The organism is Sphaerisporangium aureirubrum (assembly GCF_042658925.1).
Taxonomy (GTDB): Bacteria; Actinomycetota; Actinomycetes; order Streptosporangiales; family Streptosporangiaceae; genus Sphaerisporangium; species Sphaerisporangium aureirubrum.
This window is the reverse complement of record NZ_JBHSRF010000006.1, coordinates 36,503-63,343: the sequence shown is the minus strand read 5'-3', so window position 1 is coordinate 63,343 and position 26,841 is coordinate 36,503. Positions and strand designations below refer to the sequence as shown.

General features: G+C 70.0%; 25 protein-coding genes. 14 read left to right on the top strand and 11 right to left on the bottom strand.

Annotated elements, in window-relative coordinates:
* The first annotated feature begins 122 nt into the window (after nucleotides 1–122).
* From ACFP1K_RS06140 to ACFP1K_RS06125, 4 genes are read left to right on the top strand one after another with little or no spacing between them, the layout of a single operon-like run.
* The gene (locus ACFP1K_RS06140) at nucleotides 123–245 is read left to right on the top strand and encodes a hypothetical protein (protein WP_380747817.1); all 123 of its coding nucleotides are present in this window, start codon (nucleotides 123–125) and stop codon (nucleotides 243–245) included.
* Nucleotides 245–691 carry a hypothetical protein gene (locus ACFP1K_RS06135; protein ID WP_380747815.1) on the top strand — a complete coding sequence of 149 codons (447 nt, stop codon included), beginning with the start codon at nucleotides 245–247 and terminating at the stop codon, nucleotides 689–691. The genes ACFP1K_RS06140 and ACFP1K_RS06135 overlap by 1 nt, the downstream gene beginning before the upstream one ends.
* Nucleotides 688–939 carry a helix-turn-helix domain-containing protein gene (locus tag ACFP1K_RS06130; RefSeq protein WP_380747813.1) on the top strand — a complete coding sequence of 84 codons (252 nt, stop codon included), beginning with the start codon at nucleotides 688–690 and terminating at the stop codon, nucleotides 937–939. The genes ACFP1K_RS06135 and ACFP1K_RS06130 overlap by 4 nt, the downstream gene beginning before the upstream one ends.
* A complete protein-coding gene (locus tag ACFP1K_RS06125; RefSeq protein WP_380747811.1) occupies nucleotides 940–2,175 on the top strand; it encodes a tyrosine-type recombinase/integrase in 1,236 nt (411 codons plus the stop codon).
* Nucleotides 2,176–2,249: 74 nt separating this feature from the next.
* Here the strand turns inward: ACFP1K_RS06125 and ACFP1K_RS06120 are convergent, their stop codons facing one another.
* The 3 genes from ACFP1K_RS06120 to ACFP1K_RS06110 all read right to left on the bottom strand — a co-directional run bounded on the left by ACFP1K_RS06120 (nucleotide 2,250) and on the right by ACFP1K_RS06110 (nucleotide 4,947).
* Nucleotides 2,250–3,467 carry an NADP-dependent isocitrate dehydrogenase gene (locus ACFP1K_RS06120; RefSeq protein ID WP_380747809.1) on the bottom strand — a complete coding sequence of 406 codons (1,218 nt, stop codon included), beginning with the start codon at nucleotides 3,465–3,467 and terminating at the stop codon, nucleotides 2,250–2,252.
* Nucleotides 3,468–3,560: 93 nt separating this feature from the next.
* Nucleotides 3,561–3,839, bottom strand: coding sequence for a DUF3017 domain-containing protein (locus ACFP1K_RS06115; protein WP_380747808.1), 279 nt, complete (start codon nucleotides 3,837–3,839; stop codon nucleotides 3,561–3,563).
* Nucleotides 3,826–4,947 (bottom strand): citrate/2-methylcitrate synthase, encoded by a 1,122-nt coding sequence (locus tag ACFP1K_RS06110; protein ID WP_380747806.1) that lies wholly within the window; start codon nucleotides 4,945–4,947, stop codon nucleotides 3,826–3,828. The genes ACFP1K_RS06115 and ACFP1K_RS06110 overlap by 14 nt, the downstream gene beginning before the upstream one ends.
* A gap of 182 nt (nucleotides 4,948–5,129) precedes the next feature.
* Here ACFP1K_RS06110 and ACFP1K_RS06105 point away from each other — a divergent pair, with 182 nt between their 5' ends.
* The 3 genes from ACFP1K_RS06105 to ACFP1K_RS06095 all read left to right on the top strand — a co-directional run bounded on the left by ACFP1K_RS06105 (nucleotide 5,130) and on the right by ACFP1K_RS06095 (nucleotide 9,560).
* Nucleotides 5,130–5,777 carry an FHA domain-containing protein gene (locus ACFP1K_RS06105; protein ID WP_347627075.1) on the top strand — a complete coding sequence of 216 codons (648 nt, stop codon included), beginning with the start codon at nucleotides 5,130–5,132 and terminating at the stop codon, nucleotides 5,775–5,777.
* 114 nt (nucleotides 5,778–5,891) lie between these two features.
* Nucleotides 5,892–6,500, top strand: coding sequence for a Uma2 family endonuclease (locus ACFP1K_RS06100; protein WP_380747804.1), 609 nt, complete (start codon nucleotides 5,892–5,894; stop codon nucleotides 6,498–6,500).
* A 246-nt stretch (nucleotides 6,501–6,746) separates the two neighbouring features.
* Complete coding sequence (locus ACFP1K_RS06095; RefSeq protein WP_380747802.1) at nucleotides 6,747–9,560, top strand: helix-turn-helix transcriptional regulator; 2,814 nt, start codon at nucleotides 6,747–6,749, stop codon at nucleotides 9,558–9,560.
* Nucleotides 9,561–9,694: 134 nt separating this feature from the next.
* Here the strand turns inward: ACFP1K_RS06095 and ACFP1K_RS06090 are convergent, their stop codons facing one another.
* Together ACFP1K_RS06090 and ACFP1K_RS06085 are read right to left on the bottom strand one after the other, a co-directional pair.
* On the bottom strand, nucleotides 9,695–11,920 hold the full coding sequence (locus tag ACFP1K_RS06090) for a M4 family metallopeptidase (protein WP_380747800.1): 2,226 nt from the start codon (nucleotides 11,918–11,920) through the stop codon (nucleotides 9,695–9,697).
* Nucleotides 11,921–14,422: 2,502 nt separating this feature from the next.
* Nucleotides 14,423–15,274, bottom strand: coding sequence for a bifunctional methylenetetrahydrofolate dehydrogenase/methenyltetrahydrofolate cyclohydrolase (locus tag ACFP1K_RS06085; RefSeq protein WP_380747798.1), 852 nt, complete (start codon nucleotides 15,272–15,274; stop codon nucleotides 14,423–14,425).
* Between the two features lie 136 nt (nucleotides 15,275–15,410).
* Here ACFP1K_RS06085 and ACFP1K_RS06080 point away from each other — a divergent pair, with 136 nt between their 5' ends.
* The gene (locus ACFP1K_RS06080; protein WP_380747796.1) at nucleotides 15,411–15,572 is read left to right on the top strand and encodes a hypothetical protein; all 162 of its coding nucleotides are present in this window, start codon (nucleotides 15,411–15,413) and stop codon (nucleotides 15,570–15,572) included.
* On the opposite strand, the gene purH is transcribed toward ACFP1K_RS06080, so the two are convergent.
* A complete protein-coding gene (gene purH, locus ACFP1K_RS06075; RefSeq protein ID WP_380747794.1) occupies nucleotides 15,544–17,091 on the bottom strand; it encodes a bifunctional phosphoribosylaminoimidazolecarboxamide formyltransferase/IMP cyclohydrolase in 1,548 nt (515 codons plus the stop codon). The genes ACFP1K_RS06080 and purH overlap by 29 nt on opposite strands.
* The gene (gene purN / locus ACFP1K_RS06070; protein ID WP_380748101.1) at nucleotides 17,088–17,747 is read right to left on the bottom strand and encodes a phosphoribosylglycinamide formyltransferase; all 660 of its coding nucleotides are present in this window, start codon (nucleotides 17,745–17,747) and stop codon (nucleotides 17,088–17,090) included. The genes purH and purN overlap by 4 nt, the downstream gene beginning before the upstream one ends.
* 81 nt (nucleotides 17,748–17,828) lie before the next feature.
* Between purN and ACFP1K_RS06065 the strand changes: the two genes are divergently transcribed.
* Both ACFP1K_RS06065 and ACFP1K_RS06060 read left to right on the top strand, forming a co-directional pair.
* Nucleotides 17,829–18,236 (top strand): hypothetical protein, encoded by a 408-nt coding sequence (locus ACFP1K_RS06065; protein WP_380747792.1) that lies wholly within the window; start codon nucleotides 17,829–17,831, stop codon nucleotides 18,234–18,236.
* 109 nt (nucleotides 18,237–18,345) lie between these two features.
* Nucleotides 18,346–18,642, top strand: a complete 297-nt coding sequence (locus ACFP1K_RS06060; protein ID WP_380747790.1) for a UBP-type zinc finger domain-containing protein — start codon at nucleotides 18,346–18,348, stop codon at nucleotides 18,640–18,642.
* A gap of 62 nt (nucleotides 18,643–18,704) precedes the next feature.
* On the opposite strand, the gene ACFP1K_RS06055 is transcribed toward ACFP1K_RS06060, so the two are convergent.
* Nucleotides 18,705–20,336, bottom strand: a complete 1,632-nt coding sequence (locus tag ACFP1K_RS06055; RefSeq protein WP_380747788.1) for a cell division protein PerM — start codon at nucleotides 20,334–20,336, stop codon at nucleotides 18,705–18,707.
* A gap of 302 nt (nucleotides 20,337–20,638) precedes the next feature.
* On the opposite strand from ACFP1K_RS06055, the gene ACFP1K_RS06050 reads away from it, so the two are divergent.
* Nucleotides 20,639–20,887: a DUF397 domain-containing protein gene (locus ACFP1K_RS06050; RefSeq protein WP_380747786.1), complete on the top strand. Its 249-nt coding sequence runs from the start codon at nucleotides 20,639–20,641 to the stop codon at nucleotides 20,885–20,887.
* Here the strand turns inward: ACFP1K_RS06050 and ACFP1K_RS06045 are convergent.
* Both ACFP1K_RS06045 and ACFP1K_RS06040 read right to left on the bottom strand, forming a co-directional pair.
* Nucleotides 20,846–21,199 (bottom strand): hypothetical protein, encoded by a 354-nt coding sequence (locus ACFP1K_RS06045; protein WP_380747784.1) that lies wholly within the window; start codon nucleotides 21,197–21,199, stop codon nucleotides 20,846–20,848. The two genes, ACFP1K_RS06050 and ACFP1K_RS06045, sit on opposite strands and share 42 nt — an antisense overlap.
* Before the next feature lie 154 nt (nucleotides 21,200–21,353).
* Entirely contained in the window at nucleotides 21,354–22,823 is a 1,470-nt protein-coding gene (locus ACFP1K_RS06040) for an AAA family ATPase (RefSeq protein WP_380747782.1), read from the bottom strand.
* Between the two features lie 210 nt (nucleotides 22,824–23,033).
* On the opposite strand from ACFP1K_RS06040, the gene ACFP1K_RS06035 reads away from it, so the two are divergent.
* The 3 genes from ACFP1K_RS06035 to ACFP1K_RS06025 are packed head-to-tail and all read left to right on the top strand — an operon-like array spanning nucleotide 23,034 to nucleotide 26,115.
* The gene (locus tag ACFP1K_RS06035; protein ID WP_380747780.1) at nucleotides 23,034–23,561 is read left to right on the top strand and encodes a PadR family transcriptional regulator; all 528 of its coding nucleotides are present in this window, start codon (nucleotides 23,034–23,036) and stop codon (nucleotides 23,559–23,561) included.
* Nucleotides 23,558–24,304: an ABC transporter ATP-binding protein gene (locus ACFP1K_RS06030; protein ID WP_380747778.1), complete on the top strand. Its 747-nt coding sequence runs from the start codon at nucleotides 23,558–23,560 to the stop codon at nucleotides 24,302–24,304. The genes ACFP1K_RS06035 and ACFP1K_RS06030 overlap by 4 nt, the downstream gene beginning before the upstream one ends.
* Nucleotides 24,304–26,115 carry an FtsX-like permease family protein gene (locus ACFP1K_RS06025; protein ID WP_380747776.1) on the top strand — a complete coding sequence of 604 codons (1,812 nt, stop codon included), beginning with the start codon at nucleotides 24,304–24,306 and terminating at the stop codon, nucleotides 26,113–26,115. Before ACFP1K_RS06030 ends, ACFP1K_RS06025 begins: the two co-directional genes overlap by 1 nt.
* 121 nt (nucleotides 26,116–26,236) lie before the next feature.
* On the opposite strand, the gene ACFP1K_RS06020 is transcribed toward ACFP1K_RS06025, so the two are convergent.
* A complete protein-coding gene (locus tag ACFP1K_RS06020; protein ID WP_380747774.1) occupies nucleotides 26,237–26,620 on the bottom strand; it encodes a nuclear transport factor 2 family protein in 384 nt (127 codons plus the stop codon).
* Nucleotides 26,621–26,841: the final 221 nt, after the last annotated feature.

The following is a 26,841-nucleotide window of genomic DNA, read 5'->3' as shown; positions in this document are numbered from 1 at the left end:
CCTCCCACGCCGCCCGCTAGCACCTACCCGAACTCCCACCACACCCCGTAAACCAAGCGGCCCCGGACCCACCGACCAAAGCGAATGCCGGGGCCGCACCCCATGAAGGAGGCACACCCATCATGGCCACGCCACTGGCCACCGACCAGACCCCCGCCAAATGCCTGCATGTCGTCCAGGCGGACCGCTCGACCCTCGCCCCTGGGGCCACCAACCCTGACTACATCGCCGAAGGGGGCGCCTGATGTTCTCCGTACCCGATCGCGATCCATTCGAGTGGCTCACGATTCCGGAAATCCTCACTGACCTTCAGGTTCTGCTGTCCGATTGGCAGGAGTGGGAAGCCGCTGGCGAAACCCCTGCGGGGGTTATCTGGCCGGACGGCCAGGTTCGCATCAGCGTCCTTAGCTACGCCCGCTGGCTCGACTCGTTGGCCATCAGCGAGGACGACGCCCCGCCTAGTCCCGATCAGATCCGCATCACCATCCTCGATGCCCTGAAGATCGCAGCCGACCGAGGGCTCAGCCACACCGAACTGTGCGACATGTTCGCCCACTACGGCGTGAAGGTGTCCCCGGACACGGTCACGACTGCCCTCAACGACCTCACCCGCGTAGGCGCCTGCCATCCCCACACCATCGACCACGCCGGACGGCCGGTCGTCCGCTACCGCTTCGGAGGGGCCCGATGACCGAACGACGTATGCGCGCCGCCGGCGCCCTTCGCGCGGTGCCGACTGCAAGCGCCCCCACACCGCCCACCTTCCTCACGCCCGAGCAGCTTGCCGACATCTTTAGCGTTCCTTTAGAGACCGTCTACCAGTGGCGGCGTAAGCGCACCGGCCCGCCGGGCTTCAGGGTTGGTCGCCACCTACGCTACGACCTCGCGGTGGTTCTCGCATGGGTTGCTGAGCAGACCCAAGACAGCGGAGCCGCTTGAATGGCTGGCCACATTCAAGACCGTTGGTACAAGACCGAGACCGGAGCAGACGGCAAGCCCAAGCGTGTGCGCACCGACAGGTCCGGGAAGGGCATGCGCTACCGCGCCCGTTGGGTCGGGCCGGACGGCACCGAGAGAAGTCAGTCCTTCCCGGACCGGCAGAAGCGTCAAGCTGAGGAATGGCTTGCGGGGGTTGCCGCTGACATGTCCCGTGGGCATTACATCGACCCCCGAGCAGCCAGGGTGACCTTTCGTCAGTTCGCCGAGAAGTTCCTTGCGGAGCGGGGCGGAGACCCGAACACGCGGGCGTCGATGGGGTCGCAGCTACGCCTTCACGCCTTCCCATACATCGGCCTCCGGCCCCTCGGGTCGTTCCAGCCCGGACACATCCGGGCATGGGTGACGCATCTCGAAGAGAACGGCGTCCGTGGGTCATACGCCAAGACCATCTACGCGAACGTGCGCGCCGTACTGAACGCCGCCGTGGACGATGGCCATCTAGCCCGGAACCCGTGCTCGGCTCGATCGGTGAAAGCCCCAACCGTTGAGACGAAGCGCGTCGTGGCGTGGCCTGCCACGCGGGTTTTCGCGGTCCGTGCGGCGCTCCATGAGCGATTTCAGGCCATGGTGGACCTCGGGGCCGGGTGCGGTCTACGTCAGGGCGAAATCTTCGCCGTGGACGTCGATGAGCTCGATTTCGCGTCGGAGATGCTGCATGTCGTTCAGCAGCTCAAGTACAGCGAATACAGGCTGGTCTTCGCCCCTCCCAAGGGAGGCAAGCTCCGCGATGTTCCCCTCTCGGGACCTGTCGCAGACGCGATCCAGGCACACATGAAGCGCTTCCCTCCGGTGGAGATCACTCTTCCCTGGGGGACGCCGAAGGGGCCGCTGGTCACCAAACGCCTGATCTTCACGCAGGAGGGCGGCGACGTGGTTCGGCGTCCGAGCTTCAACAACGTCCACTGGAAAACCGCACTCGTATCAGCCGTGGTCATCCCAGAGCGCAGACGCGGGGAGCCACACGCCGCCGCGCGGGAACACGGGATGCACGCGCTTCGCCACTTCTTCGCGTCGGTCCTCCTGGACGCCGGCGAGAACATCAAGGCGGTGAGCGAGTATCTCGGGCACCATGACCCGGGGTTCACCCTGCGCACCTACACCCATCTCATGCCGAACAGTCAGGAGCGCACGCGGAAGGCCGTCGCGGCCGTGTTCGGGGCCGTACAGGAGACCTGACGGCCCGCAGACGGCCCAGAGAGACAATCTGGCCTCTACCTGACGGCGATGCCGCAGGTAGAGGCCAGGATCGTCTAGGCGGACATCTTCTTCTTCAGGTTCTCGTCCAGGGCGGCGAGGAAGTCCTGGGTGGTCAGCCACTCGGCGTCGCCGCCGACGATCAGGGCGAGGTCCTTGGTCATCTGGCCGGACTCGACCGTCTCGACGCAGACCTTCTCCAGGGTGTCGGCGAAGGCCGTCACCTCGGGCTGGCCGTCCAGCTTGCCGCGGTGGGCGAGGCCGCGGGTCCACGCGAAGATCGAGGCGATCGGGTTGGTGGAGGTGGGCTTGCCCTGCTGGTGCTGGCGGTAGTGGCGGGTGACCGTGCCGTGCGCGGCCTCGGCCTCGACCGTGCGGCCGTCGGGCGACATGAGCACCGAGGTCATCAGGCCGAGGGAGCCGAAGCCCTGGGCCACGGTGTCGGACTGGACGTCGCCGTCGTAGTTCTTGCAGGCCCAGACGTAGCCGCCCTCCCACTTCATCGCCTGGGCGACCATGTCGTCGATCAGGCGGTGCTCGTAGGTGATGCCGGCGGCCTCGAAGTCGGCCTTGAACTCGCTCTCGAACACCTCGGCGAAGATGTCCTTGAAGCGGCCGTCGTAGGCCTTGAGGATGGTGTTCTTCGTCGAGAGGTACACCGGGTACTTGCGGTCCAGGCCGTACCGCATGGAGGCCCGCGCGAAGTCGCGGATCGACTCGTCCAGGTTGTACATCGCCAGGGCGACGCCGCTGCCGGGGAAGTCGAAGACGTCCACCTCGATGGGGGCCGAGCCGTCCTTGGGGGTGAAGGTCAGGGTCAGCGTGCCCTCGCCCGGGATCTTGAGGTCCGTGGCGCGGTACTGGTCGCCGAACGCGTGACGGCCGATCACGATGGGCTTGGTCCAGCCGGGCACCAGCCGCGGCACGTTGGACATGATGATCGGCTCACGGAAGACCACGCCGCCGAGGATGTTGCGGATCGTGCCGTTGGGCGACCGCCACATCTTCTTGAGACCGAACTCCTCCACCCGCGCCTCGTCGGGGGTGATCGTGGCGCATTTCACCCCGACGCCGTACTGCTTGATGGCGTTGGCGGCGTCGACCGTCACCTGGTCGTCGGTGGCGTCACGGTGCTCGATCCCGAGGTCGTAGTACTTCAGGTCGACGTCGAGGTAGGGCAGGATCAACTGGTCCTTGATGAACTTCCAGATGATCCGGGTCATCTCGTCGCCGTCGAGTTCGACGACAGGACCCGCTACCTTGATCTTGGGCATGCTTGGGGTTCCCCTTCACAACAGAGCAAAACAGTCCTTCTTGCGGAAATCGGTGGCGATTGAGGCTATCGGATGGCTATATCCGACCTTTCGCTACCCAAAGATCCGCGGCACGGTCAAGCTGACGGCGACCAGCGCCATCACGACGCCCAGAAGCCCGTAAGTGACGAGATCCGTGCCCCTGCGCCGGACGGTGAGCAGGCTCTCCGGGCGATCCGGAAGGATCACCCGGAGCGCGGCACCCGCCAGCACCGCGAAGGCCACGATCATGGAGCCCGCCCATGCGGACAGGCCCAGCGCGATCAGCCCGAGGCCGGCGACCGCACCTCCGAGTACCAGGAAGTACGGTCCCCACGCCCTACCGCTCGTCAATCGGCGTCCACTTCTGATCGCGCTCCCCGATGTATTCGCTGTCGGGACGGATCAGCCGGTTGTCGGCGTGCTGCTCGATCACGTGCGCGGTCCAGCCGGCCATCCTGCTGACCGAGAAGACCGGAGTGAACAGATCCGTCGGAATGCCAAGGTAGTGGTAGACCGTCGCGGCGTAGAAGTCGACGTTCGGGTAGAGACCCTTCTCCGCCAGAACGACCTCCTCCATCTCCTTCGACATCCGATAGTAGGTGTCGTCTCCGGACGCTTCGGCCAGTTCCCTGGACATCTTGCGCAGGTGGGTCGCGCGCGGGTCCTCGGTCTTGTAGACCCGGTGGCCGAAGCCCATGATCTTTTCACCCGCGGCCAGCTTGTCGCGGACGGCCTGGGCCACCCCGTCGGACGGGATGCTCTCCAGGGTGCGCATGACCTGCTCGTTCGCGCCGCCGTGCAGGGGGCCCTTGAGGGTGCCGATCGCCGCGACGATGGCCGAGTGCATGTCCGACAGCGTCGCCGCGCACACCCGGGCCGCGAACGTGGAGGCGTTCATGGTGTGGTCGGCGTGCAGGGTCAGGCAGGCGTCGAAGATGTCGACCTCGCGCTGACCGGGGACGCGGCCGGTGATCTGGAGCAGGAAGTTCGCCGCGATGCTCAGCTCGGGGTCCGGCTCGCGCGGGGTGGCGCCGGTGCGGGCGGCGTGGAACCGCGCGACGAGCACGGGTTGCTGCGCGGTCAGCCTGGCCGCTTTTCGGCGGTTGGCGTCGATCTCGGTGGAATCCTTGTCCGGATCCTCCGCGCCTGCCAGCGAGACCATGCTGCGCAGGGCCTCCATCGGGGCCTGCTTCTCCGCGATCTCGTCGATGTTGGCCTCGACCAGCGCGCCCAGGGTGCGGCCTCGGACGAGTTCCGCCCCGTACTCGGCGAGCTGTCGTCGCGTGGGGAGGGTGCCGTGCTGGAGCAGGTGCGCGGTCTCTTCGAAGCCGGTGCGGCCGGCTAGGTCGTGGATGTCGTAGCCGCGGTAGAAGAGGCGACCTGCTCGGCCGTCGATGTCGCTGAGCGCTGTTGACGCGGCGACGACATCGGCGAGCCCTTTGGTGGGGTTGTCCGCCATGTGTTGTTTCCTCCGCTTATCTTCGGTGGAAGTCTACCTGTGAGCAGGCAAAACCGTCCGCAGAGGTCCAGACCAATTTCTGCAGTGATTCTCGTTATGGCAAAGGAGATTCCCGTACCCCTCGTTTGGGTAAGCCGGAGCTGTAGCGGAAGTAACGGCGGGCTACCTGGGGAGGAACTGCCGTGGAGGGGCCGTTCATACGCGTCGAGGAGACCGGCGAGGTCATCCCCTTGCGCCCGGAGATCACCACGATCGGCCGGGGCCGGGGAGTGGACGTCAGGCTGGCCGATCCCAGCGTGTCTCGTCTGCACGCCGAGTTCGTCCGTCGCGGACCATACCTATATGTCGTCGACCTAGGGCTGTCGCGCAACGGCACCCGGGTGAACGGCAGGCCGATCGCCCGGAGAGTCCTGGACGACGGCGACGTCGTGAGCTTCGGTGCCGCGCGGTGCCGGGTCGGCGGCGTCCCTCGGGAGGACTTCACACCCGAGGTGGAGCTGCGCCGCGCCGCCGCTCCCGAGCTGACCAGAAGAGAGGTCGACGTCCTGACCTCCCTGTGCCGCCCAGCCCTGTCCGACGAGGCGTTCGTCGCCCCCGCGACGGCCCGCGAGATCGCCGACGACCTGGTGGTGACGGAAGCAGCCGTGAAACAACACCTGCTCCGCCTCTACCAGAAGTTCCGCATCCCGGAGGGCATCAACCGCCGCACCCGTCTCGCCAACGAGGTCGTCGCCCTGGGCCTGGTCCGCCCCACCCCCGTGGTACCCCCGCAACGCACCTCGGGCCCCGGGGAGTCCCCTCCACAGACAGCAGGCCGCCGCGCCTCGTGACCCCCGCCCGCGACCACGCCCGCGCGCCCTGACGACGACACACCGCGTGTCCGATCGGCTCCGGAGCGGGACAATCGGCCGGTGAGCGCGGCAGGCGGTTGCTACTGTGAGCGCATGACGGTCTTGGTTCGGAGCGACGCCATGACAGACAGCGATTCCCAGCTTCCCGAGTGGCTGATCCCCCCGGCAGGGGGCTTCACCGCGGATGACCTCGATCACTTTCCGCAATTGCCTGCGCACACAGAGTTGCTGGATGGAAGCTTGGTGTTCGTGAGCCCCCAAGCCTCCTTCCACCCGCTGATGGTGTCCCTCCTCGAACACGGCTTGCGGAGCAGCGCCCCGGACGACGTGCGGGTACGGCGGGAGATGAGCGTGGTGCTCGGTCGCAGGCAACGCCCGGAGCCGGACATCATCGTCATCCGCGACACCGCCGATCTTGGACCCGACACCACGGCGTACCAGGCCGCCGACGTGCTGCTGGCCGTCGAGGTCGTCAGCCCCGACTCGGAGATCCGCGACCGCGAACGCAAGCCCCAGCTCTACGCCCAGGCCGGCATTCCGCACTTCTGGCGCATCGAGCGGGAAGCGGAGCCGACGGCGTACATCCACGCGCGCGACCCCAGGACCGGCGAGTACACGATCATCGACGTCCACCGCGGCGCCTTCAAGGTCGACGTCCCGTTCCCCGTCGAGATCGACCTCAACGAGATCCACAAACTCTGACGTTTCGTCACCCCTGCTCACCAGGCTTTGGATACGCCGGAATAGCGCGGAAAGCCCGGCGATGGCACCGGCGTCAATACTTCACCTCGGCAATTCGGACCGGCAGGTGACGCATTTCTGTCTCCTTGTCAAGGGAAACACCTTTACAGCATCGGTAACACAGCTGTCACAGCGAGGGGTTGACCGTGGGCAGGGGGAGGTGGATAACTGAGCGGGGGTCAGCTAGCCGTTCCTTTGGAGCTGTGGATGAGTGTGCCCTCGCCAGCATTGGTCGGACGGGCTGCTGAGTTACGGACATTGATCGAAGCGGTGACGCGACCGCCGGCGGTGGTGCTGGTGGAGGGGGAAGCGGGGATCGGGAAGACGCGACTGGTCCGGGCGGCGCTGGGGAGGCTTCCGTCCGGGGACCGGGGCGTGTTGCTCGGGTACTGCCATCCGATTCGTGAGCCGTTTCCTTATGGGCCGGTTTTCGAGGCGTTGCGGGATGTCGAGGGGCGGTTGCCGCCGACACGGGAGCTGAATCCGGTCACGGGGGCGTTGCGAGGGCATCTGCCGGAGATCGCGCACGCCTTGCCGCCGTCGCCGGAGCCGCTGGACGATCCGCGGGCCGAACGGCACCGGGTGTTCCGGGCGATCCGGGCGCTGCTGGCGTCGGTCGGGCCCGCGGTGCTCGTCATCGAGGACCTGCACTGGGCCGACGACGGGACGCGGGACCTGCTGCGGTTCCTGACGGGACGGCCGCCGGAGGGGCTGGCGGTGGTCGCCACGTACCGGCGGGAGACTCACGGGGCGGCGCGGTCGCCGCTCGGGCGTGCCTACCTGCACCAGCCGGACACCACCTACGTGGTGGTGCCGCTGGCGCCGCTGGACGCCGGGGACGTGGGGAGCCTCGCCGGGGCGCTCCTGGATCGCTCCGACCTGCCGTCCTCGTTCGTCAGCCGGCTGCACGAGCGCACGGCGGGCATCCCGTTCGTGGTCGAGGAGGTGCTGCGGTCCCTGCCGGACGCCGAGGGGCCGGACGCGCTGGACCGGGCCGGGGTGCCGCTGCTGCTGCGTGAGGCGATGGCCGAGCGCATGGCGGGCCTGTCCCCCGCGGCGGTGGGCGCGGTGCAGGCCATGGCGGTGTTGCGGGTCCCGGCGGGCGAGCAGCTCATCACCGCCGTCGGCGGCGACCCGGCGGGGCTCGGCGAGGCACTGCGCGCCGGGGTGCTGCACGAGCAGGCCGACGGGCGGTACGGCTTCCGGCACATCCTGGCCCAGAAGGCGGTGTACGACGCCATCCCCGGCCCCGACCGCCGTTCCGCGCACGACCGCGCGATGATCGCGCTGGAGGCGATGGACTCGCCGCCGCTGGTGCAACTCGCCTTCCACGCCCGGCGCGCCGGGGACACCGCCGCCTGGCTGCGGCACGGCACCGCCGCCGCGCAGCGGGCCGCGACGCTCGGCGACACGGCCCTCGCCATCGAGGTCGTCGAGGGCATGCTGGAGGACGCCGACCTGCCGGCCACCCACCGGGGGCCGCTCGCCCTGATGCTGAGCCGCTTCGCCGCCACCGGCCTGTCCCACCAGCGGGTGGTGCGATTGCTGCGGCACGTGCTGCGCGACGACTTCCTGTCCCCCGGCGCCCGCGGCGAGGTACGGCTCAACCTCGGCGTCGTGCTGTCCAACCAGGCGGGCGACACCGCCGCCGGACGGTCGGAGATCCTGGCCGCGCTCGCCGAGCTGAGCGACCGGCCGACGCTGGCCGCCCGCGGCTGGGCCAGCCTCGCCATGCCCGGCTGGGGCACCGACCCGCTGTCCATGCACCAGGAATGGATGGCCCGCGCCGAGTCGCTGGTCGCCACCGCCGACGACCCGGCGCTGGCCGCCGCGGTCCGGGCCAACCGGGCGTCCCTGGAGATGATGATCGGCTCGCCGGACGCGTTCGCGGTGGCCGCCACGCTGCCGGTGGCCGACCCGCGCACCGCCGTGCGCAGGGAGGTCGCCCGGGCGTACTCCAACCTGCACGACGCGGCCACCACCCTCGGGCTGCACGCCTCGGCGGAGAAGTTCGCCATGGAGGGGCGGCGCCTCGCCACCGAGACCGGGGCGCAGTACCCCGCGTTCCTGCTGGCCTCCTCGACGATCCGCCGGGACTGGCTGACCGGCCGGTGGGACGGGCTGCGCGACCGGGCGGCGTCCCTCGGCGAGCTGGCCACCGAGACACCGCTGATCGCGGTGGACATCTGGCTGGTGCTGGGATCGCTCGCACTGGCGACCGGCGAGTGGGACGAGGCGTACCGATGGTTCCAGGCCGCCGGGCTGGACGCGCCGGACGCCCGGTACGTCCCGATCGTCGCGGCGGCGGCCGGGGGGATGATCGACCTGCACCTGGCGCGCGGCGCCCTGGACCCCGCCGTCGCCGAGGCGCAGCGGGCGGTGGCGCGGGTGCGCCGCAAGGGTGTCTGGGTGTGGGGGTCCCATCTGATCCCGTCCGCGGTCACCGCGCTGGCGTGGGCCGGGCGGATGAAGCCCGCGGCCGCGCTGGTCGGCGAGTACGCCGAAGGGATCGCCGACCGGATGGCCCCCACCGCGCACGCCGCGCTGGACACCGCCCGGGGGGCGCTCGCCGCCGCCGAGCAGCGGCACGCCGACGCCGTCGGCCATTTCGCCAGGGCCAGGGAGACGTACGCGGGGCTGCCCGAGCCGTACGCGGCGGCGCGGGCCGGGGAGGGCGAGGCGCGGGCCCGGCTCGCGCTCGGGGACGGGAGCGCCGCGGCGGGCTTCACCGAGCTGGCCGAACGGTTCGCCCGGCTCGGCGCGACCCATGACGCGGCCCGGTGCCGGCGGGCGCTGCGGGACATCGGGGTGGGGTTCCAGCTACCGAAAGGCCGGCGGCGGAACGTCAGCGTGTTGTCGCAGCGGGAGCGGGAGGTGGCCCGGCTGGTCGCGCTCGGCCGTACCAACCGGGAGATCGCCGACGTGCTGTTCCTGTCCACCCGGACGGTGGAGAGCCACGTGGCGACCGTGCTGCGCAAGCTCGGGGTGCGGTCGCGGACCGAGGTGGCACCGCCCGCCTGACCGTTCCCTTCGTGATCGCCGTACGGTCCCGGACCCGCCCTCGCACGGTTCCGGGACCTGCCCAGGACAACGGTGAACCCCCGGGACCGGCGGATCCCGGGGGTCGTTTCTCACCGTCGGCGATCAGGTGGCGATCAGACGGTGATGGTCCACCAGTCGAGGAACCCGGTGTCGATGAAGTAGTCGTCCCGGATCTCCAGGGTCCACGTGCCCGCGGCCACCTGGCTCACGCTCGCCGTGTAGGTCCTGGTGCCGTAGGACGTGCAGCTCGAACCGCCGGAGGTGTCCAGCGTGTAGTACGTGCCGTTCGGGCCGCGCAGCCGGATCCGGAGGTCCTCGGCGCAGGTGTGCGAGGCCGTCACGACCACGGTCACCGGCGACACCGCGTTGCCGCTGGCGGTCGAGGTGATCGGGCTGTTGATGGTCGACAGGTCGTTGATGTTGTAGTTGGTGTCGTTGCGGAACGTCCGGCCACCCGAGGTGCCCGAGACGGTCAGCGTGTACGTCGCGGTGTGGACGACCGCCCCGGTGCCCGTGACCGTGATGGGGTACGTGCCCGGCGGCGTGGACGCCGTCGTGGCGATGGTCAGGGTGGAGGAGGAGCCCGAGGTCACCGAGGCCGGGCTGAAGCTCGCGGTCGCGGTGGCCGGCAGGCCGGAGGCGCTGAAGGTGACGGTCTGCGCGCTGCCCGCGGTGGTCGCGGTCGAGACCGTGGAGGTGGCCGAGGCACCCGCCGTCACCGTGCCGGCGGTCGGGCTCAGCGCGATGGAGAAGTCGTTGCTGGAGGAGCTACAGGTCGGCTCGCCCGACTGCACCGGAACGCTGATCGCGTTCCAGGCGGCCTTGGTGGTGGAGCACTCGACGCTGGCCGCGCCGTACAGCTCGACCGCCGCCTGCAGCGAGGCGAGACGGGCGTTGGCGTACCGCCAGGACGAGGTCTTGCGCTGGAGGGCGCCCATGAAGATCCGGCCGGCCTTCTGGATGCCGAGGCCGGTCACCGACGCCGGTCCGCCGGAGCAGATCGGGCTGTTGGGCTTGCCGCCACCCGGCGCCGAACCCTCGGCGAGCAGGTAGAACCAGTGGTTCAGCGGACCGGCCGCGGCGTGCACCTCGGTGCTCGGGATCGACGAGGACCAGCAGTTGGGGTCGCCGGCGAGGCTCGGCTGGTACATGTACCGGATCGGGCCGTCGCCGACCAGATCGACCTCTTCACCGACCTGGTAGTCCGGCGGGTCGTTCGGGTTGTTGGTGTACGCCTCGGTGAGCGCGCCGAAGATGTCGCCGGTGGACTCGTTCATGCCGCCGTTCTCGTTGCCGGAACCGGCGCCACCGGGGGTGGTCTGGAAGATGGCGTGACCGAACTCGTGCGCGACGACGTCGATCGGGGTGGCCTGGCGCGCGTTGTCCTGCGAGTGGCCGAAGTTGGTGTAGCTGCCGTTCCAGTAGGCGTTGACGTCGTTCAGGCCGACGCGGGCGGGGTAGCCGCCGCCGCTGCCGTTGATGCCGTTGCGGCCGAGCCATGCGCCGAGCATGTCCCATTCCTTCTGCACGGCGTACAGCGCGTCGACGCAGGCGGTCTCGAGGTTGGTGCCCCCGCCGTTGCCCCAGGCGTCGTCGGTGCCGGTGTAGGTCGAGCCGTTCTGGCCGCCACAGCGCAGGCCGCTGCGGGTGGAGTCGGCCATGGAGAAGGAGCTGCCCGAGCCGGACGTGCTGATGGTGACGGAGCCGTTGTAGTAGCCGCTGCCGGTGCCCGCGCGCACGTCGTCGTAGGAGTCGGCGACCTCGCCGGTCCTGGCGTCGACGAAGACGTGCTGGATGCTGGGCTTGCCGTCGGCGACGCCGGAGACCACGGCCTCCCAGGCCAGGCGCGGCTTCGCACCCCAGGCCAGCACCACCAGGCGGGGCGCGGAGCTGTCGTCGGCCCGCGCCAGCTTGGTCTTGGCGGTCGCGGTGGCCGCCTCGGCGGTGATCGCCGGGGTGGTCGACAGGCTCACGAGGGTGGCCGGGGCCGCCGCCGTGGTGTCGCGCACGCGTCCGCTGGCGTCCGCGACCACGACCGCGTCGCCGCCCACCATGGGCAGGCCCTTGTACGTGCGGTCATAGGTGACGTAGTAGAGGCCACCGGCGCCGGCGGTCACGCCGGTGCGCTTGTAGGTCTCGCTGAGGCCCACACGCAGGTTGTCCACACCACTCGCGACGGCCTGGTCGGCCGCGGAGGTGGCGCGCTGTGCGGGGTCGGCGAGGGCCTGGACCTTGTCCTGGCTGCCGGGCGGGGGCTTGGCCGCCGCCGGAGTGGCGGGGGCCACCACGGCGATCATCGCCACGGCGGCGGTCACCGTGAGCAGAGCTCTGCGCCTCATGGGCGTGTTTGTCCTTTCTCTGCCTCCCATTGCCGCGCCACGCCAGGGTGTGCGGGCAGCGGCGGCCGTACCGCCTGGTCAGGGCTCGGCGGCCGACCTGATTGGGAGTAGGGGGGTGATGAGAGAAATCGAGCGATGCACGCCGGTCTTTTACGACCGGCGGAGACGTCCTCCCATGGCGGGATCAACGGCCATGGCCTCAGCGACTGCTTACGGCGGGAAGTGGGGAAAGGTCACGTTCGCGGCACTCCTCACGAAGCGGGCGGGTCATCACCGCCCTGCCGCGACGCTAGGTCCGCGATCAGCCGTTGAACATCCGTAGTGACATCCGTATAAGTACGGAAAAATCCACATCCATAGCAGGTCAACGTATGTCCCAAACTATGGATAACCCTCCAACCCCACCCTCCACGACGTACGCCCCCCACCATCGGTTCACCACCACAAAACAGGCACTCCCCTTTTGAGAGACCACCCCGTTCCAGCCCCCGCACCTCCACCACGCAAAACGATCGCTCCCCCTTCCGAGAGAGCACCCGTTCCAGACCCGCCCCCCGCAAACCAGCGCTCTCCTCCTCAGGGAGCACCCGTTCCAGAGCGCCTGCGGTCTCCCCGTACCGGCGCTCACCCAGCCGGAGGAATCGTTCAAACCGGCGCCCGACACGGCGGAACTGATGCAGCGAACCAGCGCCGTCGTACGCCTCACCGATTGGTGCTCACCGACGGTCAGCCCGATACCCGCATCTCTCCCAGTAGGTCGGTTCCGCGTGGGTGGGTGGCCGGCGACGACCGTCGTCTCGGACACGAATGAAGGGAAACCCCTAGTTGCGCCGAGGCGAAGTGACCCACCCCTTGTCGCCCACAAACCTGGCCATCACCATCCACCCACCGCACGAAGCGGCACCCCCGCAGCGGCGAGCGCCGGAAATCTCCATGACAGTGCCTACGGACGTCTCCATGACGGCAGGGCACACCCACTTCCTATGACTGTGCAGGTGCTATTCGGTGAGAACCACTCAGTGAGGGCCGTTCAGTGTGCACCGTTCGGTGAGAACCGTTCGGTAAGAACCGTTCTGTGAGGGCGCGGCCCCTTGGAACGCCGTCCGTCAGGGCAGTCTCGCCGAACCGACACGCGCCCCGCCCCCAAGGGGAACGTTCAAACCGGCGCCGCGACGGCGAGACGGGGTACGGCGAATACGGCGCCATCCTACGGCGATCAACCGACGACCATTCGGTGAGAACCGTTCCGTGGGGGCCGTTCCGTGGGGGCCGTTCCGTGAGGGCCGTTCCGTGAGGGCGCATCCCGTGGGACGCCGTCCGTCAGGGCAGTCTCGCCGAACCGACACGCGCCCCGCCCCCAAGGGGAACGTTCAAACCGGCGCCGCGACGGCGAGACGGGGTACGGCGAATACGGCGCCATCCTACGGCGATCAACCGACGACCATTCGGTGAGAACCGTTCCGTGAGAACCGTTCCGTGGGGGCCGTTCCGTGGGGGCCGTTCCGTGGGGGCCGTTCCGTGGGGGCCGTTCCGTGAGGGCCGTTCCGTGAGGGCGCATCCCGTGGGACGCCGTCCGTCAGGGCAGTCTCGCCGAACCGACACGCGCCCCGCCCCCAAGGGGAACGTTCAAACCGGCGCCGCGACGGCGAGACGGGGTACGGCGAATACGGCGCCATCCTACGGCGATCAACCGACGACCATTCGGTGAGAACCGTTCGGTAAGAGCCGTTCCGTGAGGGGGCGATCCCTTGGGACGCCGTCCGTCAGGGCGGTCTTGCCGGGCCGAGGCGCGGCCTGCCCCGGCGCGCCCTGTCCCCAGCTCTCCAGAGAGAGCGTTTGAACCGGCGCCGTCGCGCGGGGGGGACCGAGGGTGTCATGGAGACCTCCGCACCCGCTGTCACGGGGTGCCGCTCATGGGCGGTCGGAGGACTCGCGGGGTTGGGTGGGTGGTGATGGCCAGGCTCGTGGACGACAACGGGTGGGCCACTACACCCCAACGCGACTAGGGGTTTGCGTTCATTCACACCCAGAACGACGATCGTCCCCGGCCAACCATCCAGGTGGGCCGAATCGACCATCCTGTTCCGCCGTTCCCGATTGGCCGGTTGGCCGCCGCAAAACGGCGCCGGATTCGCCGTACCACTTCCCGCCGTCGCGGCGCCGGGTAGGAGAGGCGTCGGCGGACGACGGTGGGGGCGGTTGGGGGCGGGGGTGAGGGGTGGTTAGTGGGATGTGGGGGCGAAATCCGGCACCATCGTGCGGTGGGGAATCGAGGGTGTCATGGAGACCTCCGCACCCGCTGTCACGGGGTGCCGCTCATGGGCGGTCGGAGGACTCGCGGGGTTGGGTGGGTGGTGACGGCCAGGCTCGTGGACGACAACGGGTGGGCCACTACATCCCAGCGCGAGGGGGTTTCCGTTCATTCACGCCCCAGACGACGATCGTCCCCGGCCAACCATCCGCGTGGGGCGAGCCGACTTGTGAGGTGGGCTTGTGAGGGGGTTAGCGGGAGAGGTGTTCGGCGGCTTCTACGACGTTGGTTAGGAGCATGGCGCGGGTCATGGGGCCTACGCCGCCGGGGTTGGGGGCTACGAAGCCTGCTACGGCGCGGACGTCGGGGGCTACGTCGCCTGCCAGTTTGCCGTCCACTCGGGAGACGCCTACGTCTAGGACGGCGGCGCCGGGCTTGACCATGGAGGCGGTGATCAGGCCGGGGACGCCGGCGGCGGCTACCACGATGTCGGCCTCGCGGACGCGGGAGGGGAGGTCGTGGGTGCCGGTGTGGCAGAGGGTGACCGTGGCGTTCTCGGTGCGGCGGGTCAGCAGCAGGCCCAGGGGGCGGCCTACGGTGATGCCGCGGCCGATCACGGTGACGTCGGCGCCCTTGATCGGGACGCCGTACTCCTGGAGGAGGACCACGATGCCGCGCGGCGTGCACGGCAGGGGGGCGTCGACCATGTGGACGAGGCGGCCGAGGTTGATCGGGTGCAGGCCGTCGGCGTCCTTGGCGGGGTCCATGCGCTCGATCAGCGCCTGGGTGTCGAGGTGGCGGGGCAGCGGCAGCTGCACGATGTAGCCGGTGCAGGCGGGGTCGGCGTTGAGCTCGTCAATCGCGGCCTCGACCTCGGCCTGGGTGGCGGCCTCCGGCAGGTCCCTGCGGATCGAGGCGATGCCCACCTCGGCGCAGTCGCGGTGCTTGCCCGCGACGTAGATCTGGCTTCCGGGGTCGTCGCCGACGAGGATCGTGCCGAGGCCCGGCGTGACCCCCTGGGTGCTCAGCCGCGCGACCCGCTGCGCCAGATCGGCCTTGATCTTGGCGGCGGTCGCCTTACCGTCGAGAATCTGCGCGCTCACAGCTCGCCATCATCCCATGCCACCGCGCCACAGGACGCGGCGGCCGTCAGACGGCGCCGATGACCGCCGACGATCACCCGCGACCGCCAGAGATCACCGGCGGTCGGCGGGGGGTCGCCAAAGATCACCGGCTTTCGTGGTGATCACCGGGCTTGCGGTAATCACCACGCTCGCGGTCGCCGGGTTCACCGCGCTCGCCGCGCTCGCCGCGCTCGCCGAGTTCACCGCGCTCGCCGGGTTCACCAGGCTCGCCAGGTTCGCCGGGATCGTCAGTGGAAGAAGTGGCGGGTGCCGGTGAAGTACAGGGTTATGCCTGCCTTGGTGGCGGCGGCGATTACCTCTTCGTCTCGGACGGAGCCGCCGGGTTCCACTACTGCCTTCACGCCGGCCTCGATGAGGACCTCCAGGCCGTCGGCGAAGGGGAAGAACGCGTCCGAGGCGGCCACGGAGCCGGCGGCTCGGTCGCCGGCTCTGGTCACGGCCAGGCGGGCGGAGTCGACGCGGTTGACCTGGCCCATGCCTACGCCGACGGTGGCGCCGTCGGCGGCCAGCAGGATGGCGTTGGACTTCACCGAGCGGCAGGCGCGCCAGGCGAACGCCAGGTCGGCCAGTACCTCGGGTGAGGCGGGGGTTCCGGTCTTGAGCTCCCAGGCGGACGGGTCGTCGCCGGGGGCGTTCACCCGGTCCACGCTCTGCACCAGCAGGCCGCCGTCGATGCGCCGGAACTCGGCCGGGTTGGACGGGGCGACGGGGCAGCGCAGCAGGCGCAGGTTCTTCTTGGCGGTCAGCACGTCCAGGGCCTCGGGGGTGAAGGACGGCGCCACCACCACCTCGGTGAAGATGGGGGCGATCTGCTCGGCCAGCTCGGCGGTCACCTCGCCGTTCACCGCGATCACCCCGCCGTACGCCGACACCGGGTCGCAGGCGTGGGCCTTGCGGTGCGCTTCGGCGACGTCGGCGCCCACGGCCAGGCCGCAGGGGTTGGCGTGCTTGATGATCGCGACGGCGGGCTCGGCGAAGTCCCACGCGGCGCGCCAGGCGGCGTCGGCGTCCACGTAGTTGTTGTAGGACATCTCCTTGCCGTGCAGCTGCTCGGCGCCGGCCAGGCCCTCGGTGCCGGCGGAGTACAGCGCGGCGCCCTGGTGGGGGTTCTCGCCGTACCGCAGCACGGCGCTGCGGCGCCAGGTGGCGCCCATGAAGCTCGGCCAGGCGCTGTCGGCCTCGGGAGCGTAGACGTTGGCGAACCACGAGGCCACCACGGTGTCGTACGCGGCGGTCTGGGCGTAGGCGACGGCGGCGAGACGACGGCGCTCGGGCTCGGTGAAGCCGCCGGCCTCGACCGCGGCCAGCACGTCGCCGTACCGGCGGGGGTCGGTCACCACGGCCACGCTGCCGTGGTTCTTGGCCGCCGCGCGGATCATCGCGGGGCCGCCGATGTCGATCTGCTCGACGCACTCCTCGGGCGAGGCGCCGGACGCCACGGTCTCCTGGAACGGATACAGGTTGACCACGACGAGCTGGAACGGCTCGATCTCCAGCTCCTCCAGCTGCTTGACGTGGGAGGGGTTGCCGAGGTCGGCCAGCAGGCCCGCGTGCACCCGGGGGTGCAGGGTCTTGACCCGGCCGCCCAGGCACTCGGGGAAGCCGGTCAGCGACTCGACCGGCGTCACCGGCACCCCGAAGGACGCGATCTTCGAGGCCGTGCCGCCCGTGGACACGATCTCGACGCCCGCGGAGTCGAGGGCCCGGACCAGCTCCTCCAGCCCGGACTTGTCGTAAACCGTGATCAGCGCGCGCCGGATGGCGATGCGGGTCACTTGGTGCTCCTCCCTGTTTCCGGACGGCCCGGACGTAGTGGCTCTGCCAAGGGGTCGCCGCCGAGACGGACCCGGCGGCCGGTCACGCTCCAGCCGTCCCGCGCCATGCGGCCGACGACCTCGACCAGCAGGCGGCGTTCCACGGTCTTGATCCGCTCGTGCAGCGTGCTCTCGTCGTCACCATCCTCCACGGTCACCGCCTCCTGGGCGATGACCGGGCCGGTGTCCACCCCCGCGTCCACCAGATGGACGGTGCAGCCGGTCACCCGGACGCCGTACGCGATGGCCTCGGCGACCGCGTGCGCGCCCGGGAAAGACGGCAGCAGGGCCGGGTGGGTGTTGACGACGGGGAACGCGGCGAGCACCTCGTGGCCGAGGATCTTCATGAATCCGGCCGAGACCACCAGATCGGGCCGGTGGACGGCGATGGCGTCCCGCAGGGCCGTGTCCCAGGCCGCCCGGGTGGGATGGCCGGACAGCTTGACCACGAAGGACGGGATGCCTTCGCGTTCCGCCCGGGCCAGCCCTTCGATGCCTTCTCGATCGGCCCCCACCGCGACGATGCTCGCACCGTATGCGCCATCGGCGGCGGCGTCGATGAGGGCCTGTAGGTTGGTCCCCGAACCGGAGACGAGGACCACGAGCCGAGCCGACAGGGCTGCACTCCTTCAGGGCGACGTTGACGTAAGGCTGTCAGCGTATCGGCCCTCCCGCTCCATGACGCAGAGGAGGCCAGGGTGCTACCACCCGCCGAGACTTCGGGAGTCGAGATCGGGCGCCGCGCGCTGCTGCTCTCGATCGGCGCTCTGGCGCTCACCTTGATCGTCCCGGTGCTCGGGCTGGCCCTCGGCGTCTTCGCCGTGATCGTCTGCTTCCGGGCGTGGCGCACGCTGTCCCGCAAGCGGTCGTCGGTCCTCATGCCGGTCCTCGGGGCCCTGGTGGCCGCCTTCTCGATCGTGCTCGCGGCCTCGGTGACCTGGTTCCAGACGTACTTCAGCGGCGAGCTGACCGCGTACAACGAGTGCATGAAGGGCGCGGGGACCACCACCGCGCAGCAGGCGTGCGTGTCCCATCTGGAGAGGGCCATGGAGAGCAAGCTCTCCTTCATCCCGCAGGGCACCCTCCGCCTGCCCTTCCCCCCGTGACGCCGCGCCGAGGGAACATCCCCGCCCCCTCCCGTACTTGAAATCTCTGTAGCCTCAGACTCCTCCCCCTACCGACGCCATCCGGCTCCCAGTGCCTTTAGGAGTAGTCGTGACCTCTTGTTCCCACCTGCCCCTCGTGAACGACGTGGATCCGAGCACGGAAGCCGGCTGCGAGGACTGCCTGGCCATGGGTTCCCGCTGGGTCCACCTGCGCACCTGCCTGACCTGCGGCCACGTGGGCTGCTGTGACTCCTCCCCCAACCGCCACGCCACCGCCCACTTCCACGCCACCACCCACCCCATCGCCGAGAGTTTCGAGCCCGGCGAGGACTGGGCCTGGTGCTTCCCCGACCAAATCCTCCTGGAGCCCTCCCCCAGCGGCCACGGCCTCCGCGCCCACCTCTGACCCCTGGGCAACGCCGACCCTGTGCAGCGGGCTGCGAACGTCGTACGTGGCCCGCCGGGCGGTCAGGAGTCGCGGTCCCAGGCGTACGGGTCGACGTAGATGACGTGACCGCCGCGGTCGTCCGTCTCGTCCACGATGTCGCGCCGGGCCTCGGGGTCGCCGGCCTCGTGGGGCGGCGCGGTGGCGAGCGGTCCGGCGGGGCGGGGCACCACGGGGGTGGGGTCGAACGGGGTGTGCTCGTCGCTCCAGTCGTCGCGGATGGCGGGGATGGGCTGGGTGTCGGCCTCGGTGGCGTTCATCCAGTGGCCGGGAAGGCCGGCGGAGGGCTTGATCTTGCCGGTGACCTTGGCGATCACCTCGTCGGCCATCCGGACGGGAGCGGGCGCCGACCGCGCGCCGTGGAACATCGACCACCAGTTGGCCAGACCGGCGGATATCCCGGCCGCCACCCCCACTTCGAGCGTGACCGACAGCGCCACCTCCCACGCGGACGGCCCGACCGCCGACAACCGCGCGCCCCCCAAAGGCCCTCCGGCCAGGGCGGCGAGCAGCCCGGACGCCAGCCCGGTGGCCAGCCCGCACCCGAACCCCCACAGCGGCGCCGACTCGAACTGCGGCGTGGGCGCGACCCGCGCCACCACGACCCCGGCGATCGCCCCCGCGACGAACGGCACCGCGAGCACCGACATCAGCAGCGGCGACGTGACCCCGGGATCGGGCAACGCCCCCAGCACCGGCAGCGCCGGCACCGAGCCGAGCTGCACCCCGGTGGGCGCCACCAGCGTCCCGGTGCCGATCGCGAACCCGGGCCCGCTGAGATAGGCCAGCCCCCAGATCACCAGGTTGGGGAGGTACAGCGCCTGCACGAGCAGCAGCAGCACCCCGCCGATCACGCCGGGCGCCAGGAAGTCCGACAGCTCGCGCACCTGCCCGAAGCTCGTGCCGAGGGCCACGACCACAAGCACCAGCCCGGCCCCCAGCATCGTGAGCAGCGCCACGGCCGTCCCGGCCACCAGCGCGCGAGGCCGTTCGGGCAGCAGCCGCAGCATGGAGCGCCACGGCCCGATGGTCCGCGCGGTGGCCAGCGACCCGGCTGCGAACGCCAGCACCAGGTGGCTGAGCAGCGCCTCCCCCATGAACGGCTGGGTCAGCTCGTTCCGCGCGACCAGGGCGATCACCCCGGCGAGCATGGCGTACGGCGCGGCCAGCGAGACCCCGGCCTGGGCGATGAGCACCAACTGGGCGCGCCTGCGCGCGTTGGCCAGGTCCTTGGTGCTGCCCTTGGGCAGCCGGGCGGGCATCCGCAGCCGCAGGTCCGCGTCCCTGGCCATCCACAGCGCGGCGCGGTACAGCAGGGCGGCGGGCAGCACCGACAGCCCGAGCGGGAGCAGCCCGACGCGTCCGCCGGGGATCGCGAACCCCGCGTGGTGGGCGGCCAGCCACACCTGGCACGCCGCCCGGAACACCTCGGCGACCCCTTGCCCGAAGGCCCCTCTCGGTGCCGCGATCCACCCGATCAGTGTGAGCGTGGTGAGGACGGCCAGCCCGACGCCGAGTGTCCAGGCGGCGGCGAGCATGCCCGACACCGGTAGCGGACGACGCGTCTCGTCGTCGTCCCCCGTTCCCCCCGAGAAGGGGATCCGGTTGAGAACGCTCCGCGGGCCCGCCCGCAGCTGATCGAAAAGGGCCGTCACAGTACCGGATTTTCTCAGCTTCCCCCCCTCTCCCACCGCACCCGCCCCGCGTGTCGTCATAACCATGTAGGCGCGACCACGCGTACCGGCGGGCCATCCTGGGCGCTTACCCAGCTGACCCGCACGAACGCGATGCCCCCTCGGCAGGACCTTCGGTCCGTCGTCTCGGCCGTAAACGACCTGAACCCCCTACTCGCGCTGGGCGGTAGGGGCCCACCCTTTGTCGCTCACAAGCTTGGCCACCACAGCCCACCCAACCCCGCGCAACCCCGACCGCCCGCAAGCGGCACCCCCCACGACGGATGCGTGCGAAGTCCTGCGCTCCCAACGGCGGCGACTGCGTCGAAATCGCAGCCCTGTCACACGGACGCGTCGGCATACGGGACAGCAAGAACCTCACAGGTCCCGCACTCATATTCGCCCCCGCCGCGTGGAGCACCTTCCATAAAAGCCTCGCGGCCGACGACTTCGGCCTTACCCGCCGCCCGCAGCGTGCCGGGACGGCGACGTCACTGCCAGTCCCGCATGCATGTGCAGACGGCCCACGCTGAGACCTGTTGCCCGGTCGCGTCGGTGACCACCACGTCGATGCGCACGAGGCGGCCGGGAGTGCAGCCGAGTCGCAGAACATGGCCGGTGAACTGCGGCTTGTAGACGCCGTCCTTGTACCACGCATAGGTGTACGGGGTGGTGCCGCCTTCCAGGGTGATCGCGCACCACATGAGGCTGCCGCCCGGGTCGCAGTCCCAAGCCGTGACCACGAGTGAGCCGGCCGCCTGGGCGTTCGATGCCGGAGCGCCGGTGAGAACCAGCAGCAGGGCGAGAGGGAGAGCCGCGACGGCTAATCGGAGCTTCGCACGCATGGAACGAGTCCCATCTCAAGACGATTCGACTCACATGTCGTATCACGCGGCGCCATACACCGAACACGGCCGGTAAGACTATCTCTTCGGACCTGCGGCATGATCCTCGGGGCGGCCGGGGGGTCACGCAGGATCGGCGGCGACCCCGGAGCGCTCAGTCTCCTCCGTAGAGCCGTTCCATGGAGACGAGTTCGACGTCGGGGCGCCGGGCGGCGAGGTGGGTGAGGTCGGGGGTGAAGCCGGTGCGGGAGAACAGGAGGAGCTTAGGGAGCAAGGTGATCTTGGTGCTAGGGAGGAGGGCGCGGAGGTGCTCCAGTCGTTCCAGTTGGGGGATGCCGATGGGGAGCTCCGTGCTCTTGGCTTCGCCGATGGCGGTTATGCGGTCGGGGGCGAAGGAGGTCGTCTCTGTGACGACGACGTCCAGCTCGTGACCTTGGCGGTGTTCGCGGCACGGGAGTTCGGTGGGGCGTACGGCGGTGGCGGTGCCGCCCAGGGTTTCGGGGGAGGCGTGCTCGAAGCACCACTGGCGGGCGAGGTCCTCGAAGTGGGCGCCGTAGATCTGGGAGGCGACGGTGTCGGCGTTGGTGCGCCAGACGCGGTCGGCGCGGCCCGCGATCAGCTCGGCCTCGTGGCGCCGGATGAGGAGCTGGTGCAGGCGTACGACGGGTTCGGCGATACGGAAGACGCTGCGCTTGCCGCGCAGGGCGTCGTCGGTCTGCTCGATCAGGCCGATGTCCTGCAGGCCCGACAGCAGGTGCGCCAGTGCGCTGCTCGGACGTCCGAGTGCCGCCGCTATCTCCGAACGCCGGTGGTTGCCGGCGCTGATCGCGCTCAGTGTGGCCGCGTACGAGGTCGGATCGGTGATGGAGGGCTCCTCCCGCAGGAGCAGGGCACCTTCGCGGAACATCGCGGAGGCCGGACTCAGCAGACGGCGCTGAACCCAGCGCTCGAACCCGGCCAGGTCGGCGGGTGCCGAGCCGCCACTCATCTCCCGATAGGCAGGGGTGCCGCCGAGCAGGGCGTGCAGCCGGAACGCCAGCTCCGGGTCGTGCTCCACGCCCCAGAACGCGGCGGCCTCGCGGAACCTGAACGGACGCACGACCAGTTCCATGGCCGCCCGCCCACGCAGGGGCGCGCCACCGGCGAGCAGTTGCGCCATCGTGGTGAGCGCGCTGCCGCAGAGGATCATCCGGGTCCTGGTGTGCTGTTTCGCGTACCCGAGCGGGCTGAGCGCCTGCTGGAGGTAGGACGGCAGCGCGGGGGTGACCGAGACGAGGTAGGGGAACTCGTCGATGATGAGCGGGACGGCCTGCTCGTCCCCGATCCGGAGCACTTCGTCGATGGCTTCACGCCATGTCTGGAAGACCACGGCCTGGCGCAGCCCTCGGTAGGCGGCGTAGGCCGCTCCGAGATCGGCGAGATTCTGCGCCTCGGTCTGCTGGGTCGCGCCGAACAGGAACCCGCCGGTCTGCTGAGCCAGCAGTTCGAGCATCAGGGTCTTGCCTTGCCGGCGCCGGCCGTAGACGAGCCCAAGACTTGCGCCCTCCACGGGGGAGGAAACGAAGTCCGCGAGGACGTCCCACTCGGTGTCCCGGCCGAACAAACGCTCCGGCTTCTCCAGCAAACGACTGCCCTTCCACGTCCACGTGGGTTCATCATGACGATGCCTATGATAGCCACAACTATCATAGGCACACCTATGACTAATCCCTCTGCGGCGTCCCGTGGCGCCATCGCCGTGATCCTCGTCCGCCACCGCCGCTTCGCCGTGAGAACTTGACGGCGGCAGGGGATAACCGTTAGACGTAGGGGCTAACGGTTAGAGGAGGGGCCAATGCAGCAGGAAGTCGTGCTGGCGATGCTGGCCAAGGAGCCGTCGCACGGGTACCAGCTTCGGGCTCGGCTGCGGGACGCGCTCGGTCCTCTTGGGGACGCGATGAACGCGGGGCAGGTCTACGTCACGTTGAACCGGCTGGAGAAGGCCGGGCTGCTGGCGGTCGAGAGGTCTGCCGAGGACGGTGAGCGGTCGGATCGCAAGGTGTACGCGCTCACCGCCGACGGGCAGCAGCGGGTGGCCGAGTGGATCGCCGAGGTGAGCTGGCCGAGGCCCGACCTCGCGGAGTTCCATCTCAAGCTGATCGCGGCCGCGTCGGCCGGGCTGGCCGATCCGCTCACCGTCGTCGACACCCAGCGCCGCGAGCTGCTGCGCCGCCTGCGGGACGCCCAGCGCGCTGCCATGGCCGAACCGGACCGTTCGTCCGCGGGGCTGTTGCTGGAGGGCATCGTGCTCCGGCTCCAGGCGGACCTGCGGTGGCTTGAGGCATGTGAGAAGAACTGGACCCACCGGAGGAGTGGATCGTGAGCAACGCCGCCGACACGGCCGTACTTCGCACCCGCGGGTTGCGGAAGGAGTACGGCAAGGGGGAAGGGCTGGTGCGCGCCGTCGACGGGGTCGATCTCGACATCGTCGCGGGAGAGACGGTGGCGGTGATGGGGCCCAGCGGCTGCGGGAAGTCCACGCTTTTGCACCTGCTCGGGGGGCTGGACCGGCCGTCGGGTGGCGAGGTGTCGCTGAACGGCCGCCGCATCGACGACGTCAGCGAGAGGGACCTGGCCCGGATGCGGCGGAACGCCATCGGCTTCGTCTTCCAGGCTTTCCACCTGATGGAGGAGCTCACCACCGTCGAGAACGTCGAGCTGTCGGCGCTGCTGGCCGGACGCTCGCCGCGGGCCGCCAGACGGCGCGCGGAGGAGCTGCTGGAGCAGGTCGGGCTCGCCGACCGGGCACGTTTCCTGCCGTCCGCGCTGTCCGGTGGCCAGCGGCAGCGGGTCGCGGTCGCCCGGGCGTTGAGCAACGAACCGTCGGTCGTCCTCGCCGACGAACCGACCGGAAACCTGGACAGCGCCGCCACCCTGGACGTCCTCCGGCTCTTCGAGAGCCTGCACGAGTCCGGCCAGACGCTGGTCATCGTCACCCATGACGTGCGGATCGCGGCCACCGCGAGCCGGATGATCTCGATGCGCGACGGCGTGCTCGTGGACGAGACCAGGTTGACCGGCGGCACCACCGGGCAGCTCGGCGCCCTCGCCGGGCTGGAGGACTGATGGGCCGCATCCTGCTCGTGGCCCGCCTCGCCGTGCGTGACCTCCGGCGGCGGCGCGTCGAGACCGCGCTTCTGCTGATCGCCATCATGGCGGCCACCACCACGCTGACCCTCGGGCTCGTCCTGCGCGACGCGGCCGCCGACCCGTACCAGAGCACCCGGGAGGCGACCCGCGGACCCGACGTGGTCGCCGCCAGCCAGTCCGCCAAGCTCTCCGGCCTTGAGGAACTGGCCGGCGTTCCCGGCGTCGTCGCTCACAGCGGACCGTACCCGGTCGCCGGGGCGGAACTTCAGGCGTCCGGCCGGACGTCGGATGTGCAGGCCGTCGGTCGCGACGCCGCGCCCGCGGCGGTCGACCAGCCCGAGGTGGTCCAGGGCCGCTGGATCGGCAGTGGCGGCGTGGTGGTCGAGGCCGCCTTCGCCAACGCGCTCAAGGTGCGCGTCGGGGATCCGGTCACCCTGAACGGCCGGTCGTTCGAGGTCGTCGGCGTCGCGGTCACCGCCGCCGTGTCGCCCTACCCGGGGACGTCCTGCATCGTCGCCGCCGGTTGCGCGAACGGTGCGACCCCCGAGCAGCTGTCCGAGCTTCCTCCGGGCCTGTTGCGGAATCCCGGTCTGGTCTGGCTCACTCAGGCCGATGTGCGGAGCCTCACCCCGGATCCGGCCTCCCTGTCCTACGTGATGAACCTGAAGCTGGCCGACCCGGACGAGGCCCAGGCGTTCGCCGACGCGAACCGCGCCCCGATCATGCAGTCCTGGGAGAACATCCTCGAAGACGCCACCGAGCTGGCCAGAGACTCCCAGATCCTTCTGCTGATCGGAGCCTGGCTGCTCGGCCTGCTCGCCGTGGCCAGCCTTTCCGTGCTGGTCGGCGGCCGGATGGCCGATCAGACCAGACGCGTCGGGCTGCTCAAAGCTGCCGGCGGCACACCGGGCCTGGTCGCCGCCGTGCTGCTCGCGGAGTACGTCCTCGTGGCCGTCGTCGCGGCGGCGGCCGGGCTGGTGGCCGGATCGCTGACCGCTCCGTTGCTCACCGAGTCCGGTGCCGGCCTCATCGGCAGCGCGGGCACACCGTCGATGACCATTTCCACGGCCGGTCTGGTGACCGGCGTGGCGCTCGGGGTCGCGGTCGTCGCGACCGTCGTCCCGTCCGTGCGCGCCGCCCGCGCCAGCACCGTCGACGCGCTGGCCGACTCGGCACGCCCGCCCCGCCGCACCGGCTGGCTGATCGCGATCTCGCGACGACTACCCGTCCCGCTGCTTCTCGCCCTGCGGGTCGCCGCCCGCCGCCCGCGACGCGTCGTGCTGGGTGTGGTCAGCATCGCGATCACCGTCAGCGGGATCTTCGTCGTCCTGGTGCTCAACGCCTTCCTCGCCACCCAGCCACTCACCGGCGGATACGACGACGCGCAGGTGGGGCTACTGCGCGAGGTGCTCCTCGTCTGGATCGTCATACTGCTCTGCCTGGCGGCGGTCAACGCCGTCTTCATCACCTGGGCGACGGTCCTCGACAACCGCCACTCGTCGGCCCTGGCCCGCGCCCTAGGCGCCACCCCCGGTGACGTGAGCGCCGCGATGGCGGCCGCACAGGTACTCCCCGCCCTCGCAGGCGCCGTCCTAGGCGTTTTCCCGGGAGGCTACGCACTGTTCGCCGCCATCAACGCCATCACCGGCGGCGACAGCGACAGAGCCACCCTTCCGCCACCCTGGCAACTACTCGCCTTAGTGCTGGCGACCGTACTGGTGGTGGCGGCCCTCACCGCCCTTCCCGCCCACCTCGGCGGCCGCCGTCCCGTGACCGAGACTCTTTGAAAAGACCGAGAACGCGCGCCGCTACTCCCACCCTCCTCCGTAGGCGACCGCCACGGTGACCAGCCTGCCGGGCCCCGGCGACCCGCTCCCGGTGATCCGCCCAACGGCCGGGGGTCGTCCGTCACTTGTAGTCGTTCTCGGCCAGCGGCACGACGTACGCCCGGCGCTCACAGATCAGACCGTCACGCATCACGAACACCTCCCCCATCGCGGCACGCATCACCGTGCCGTCCTTCCGCAGCGCCTCGAGCCTCATCTCCGCCATGACGACGTCGTCCTCCTCCACCATCCGCGTGATCGTCACCTTCGGCGGAACACCGACCGGGTCCGGCCCCTCGATGTTGGCGTCGTAAGCCTCCTTGCCGCTGATCCGGAAGTGACCGAACACGGTCCACCCGATGTCGTCGGTCAAACACGACAGGACCTGCTCATGGTCGGACTTGTTGAACCCATCGATATACCGCTCGACGGTCTCCTTGTTCGCGGACCGGCCAACAGTGGACATGGTCTCTCCCTCGTTTCCTCGTCGTTCACTGACCAGTCGGCGCCGACCAAGCGTTCTCGACATGCCGGTTGAAGAGATTCCGGAGCAATGAGCGCGATGATCCGCGGGCCACAGGAACCTAAAGACGGGGTGCCGACCTGCGCGAGAGCAAGCCCCGAGGACGACAGGTGTGCGGAACCGGATCTTCGGCCCGGCAATAAGTGCGACCCGGCCAGCAGCCG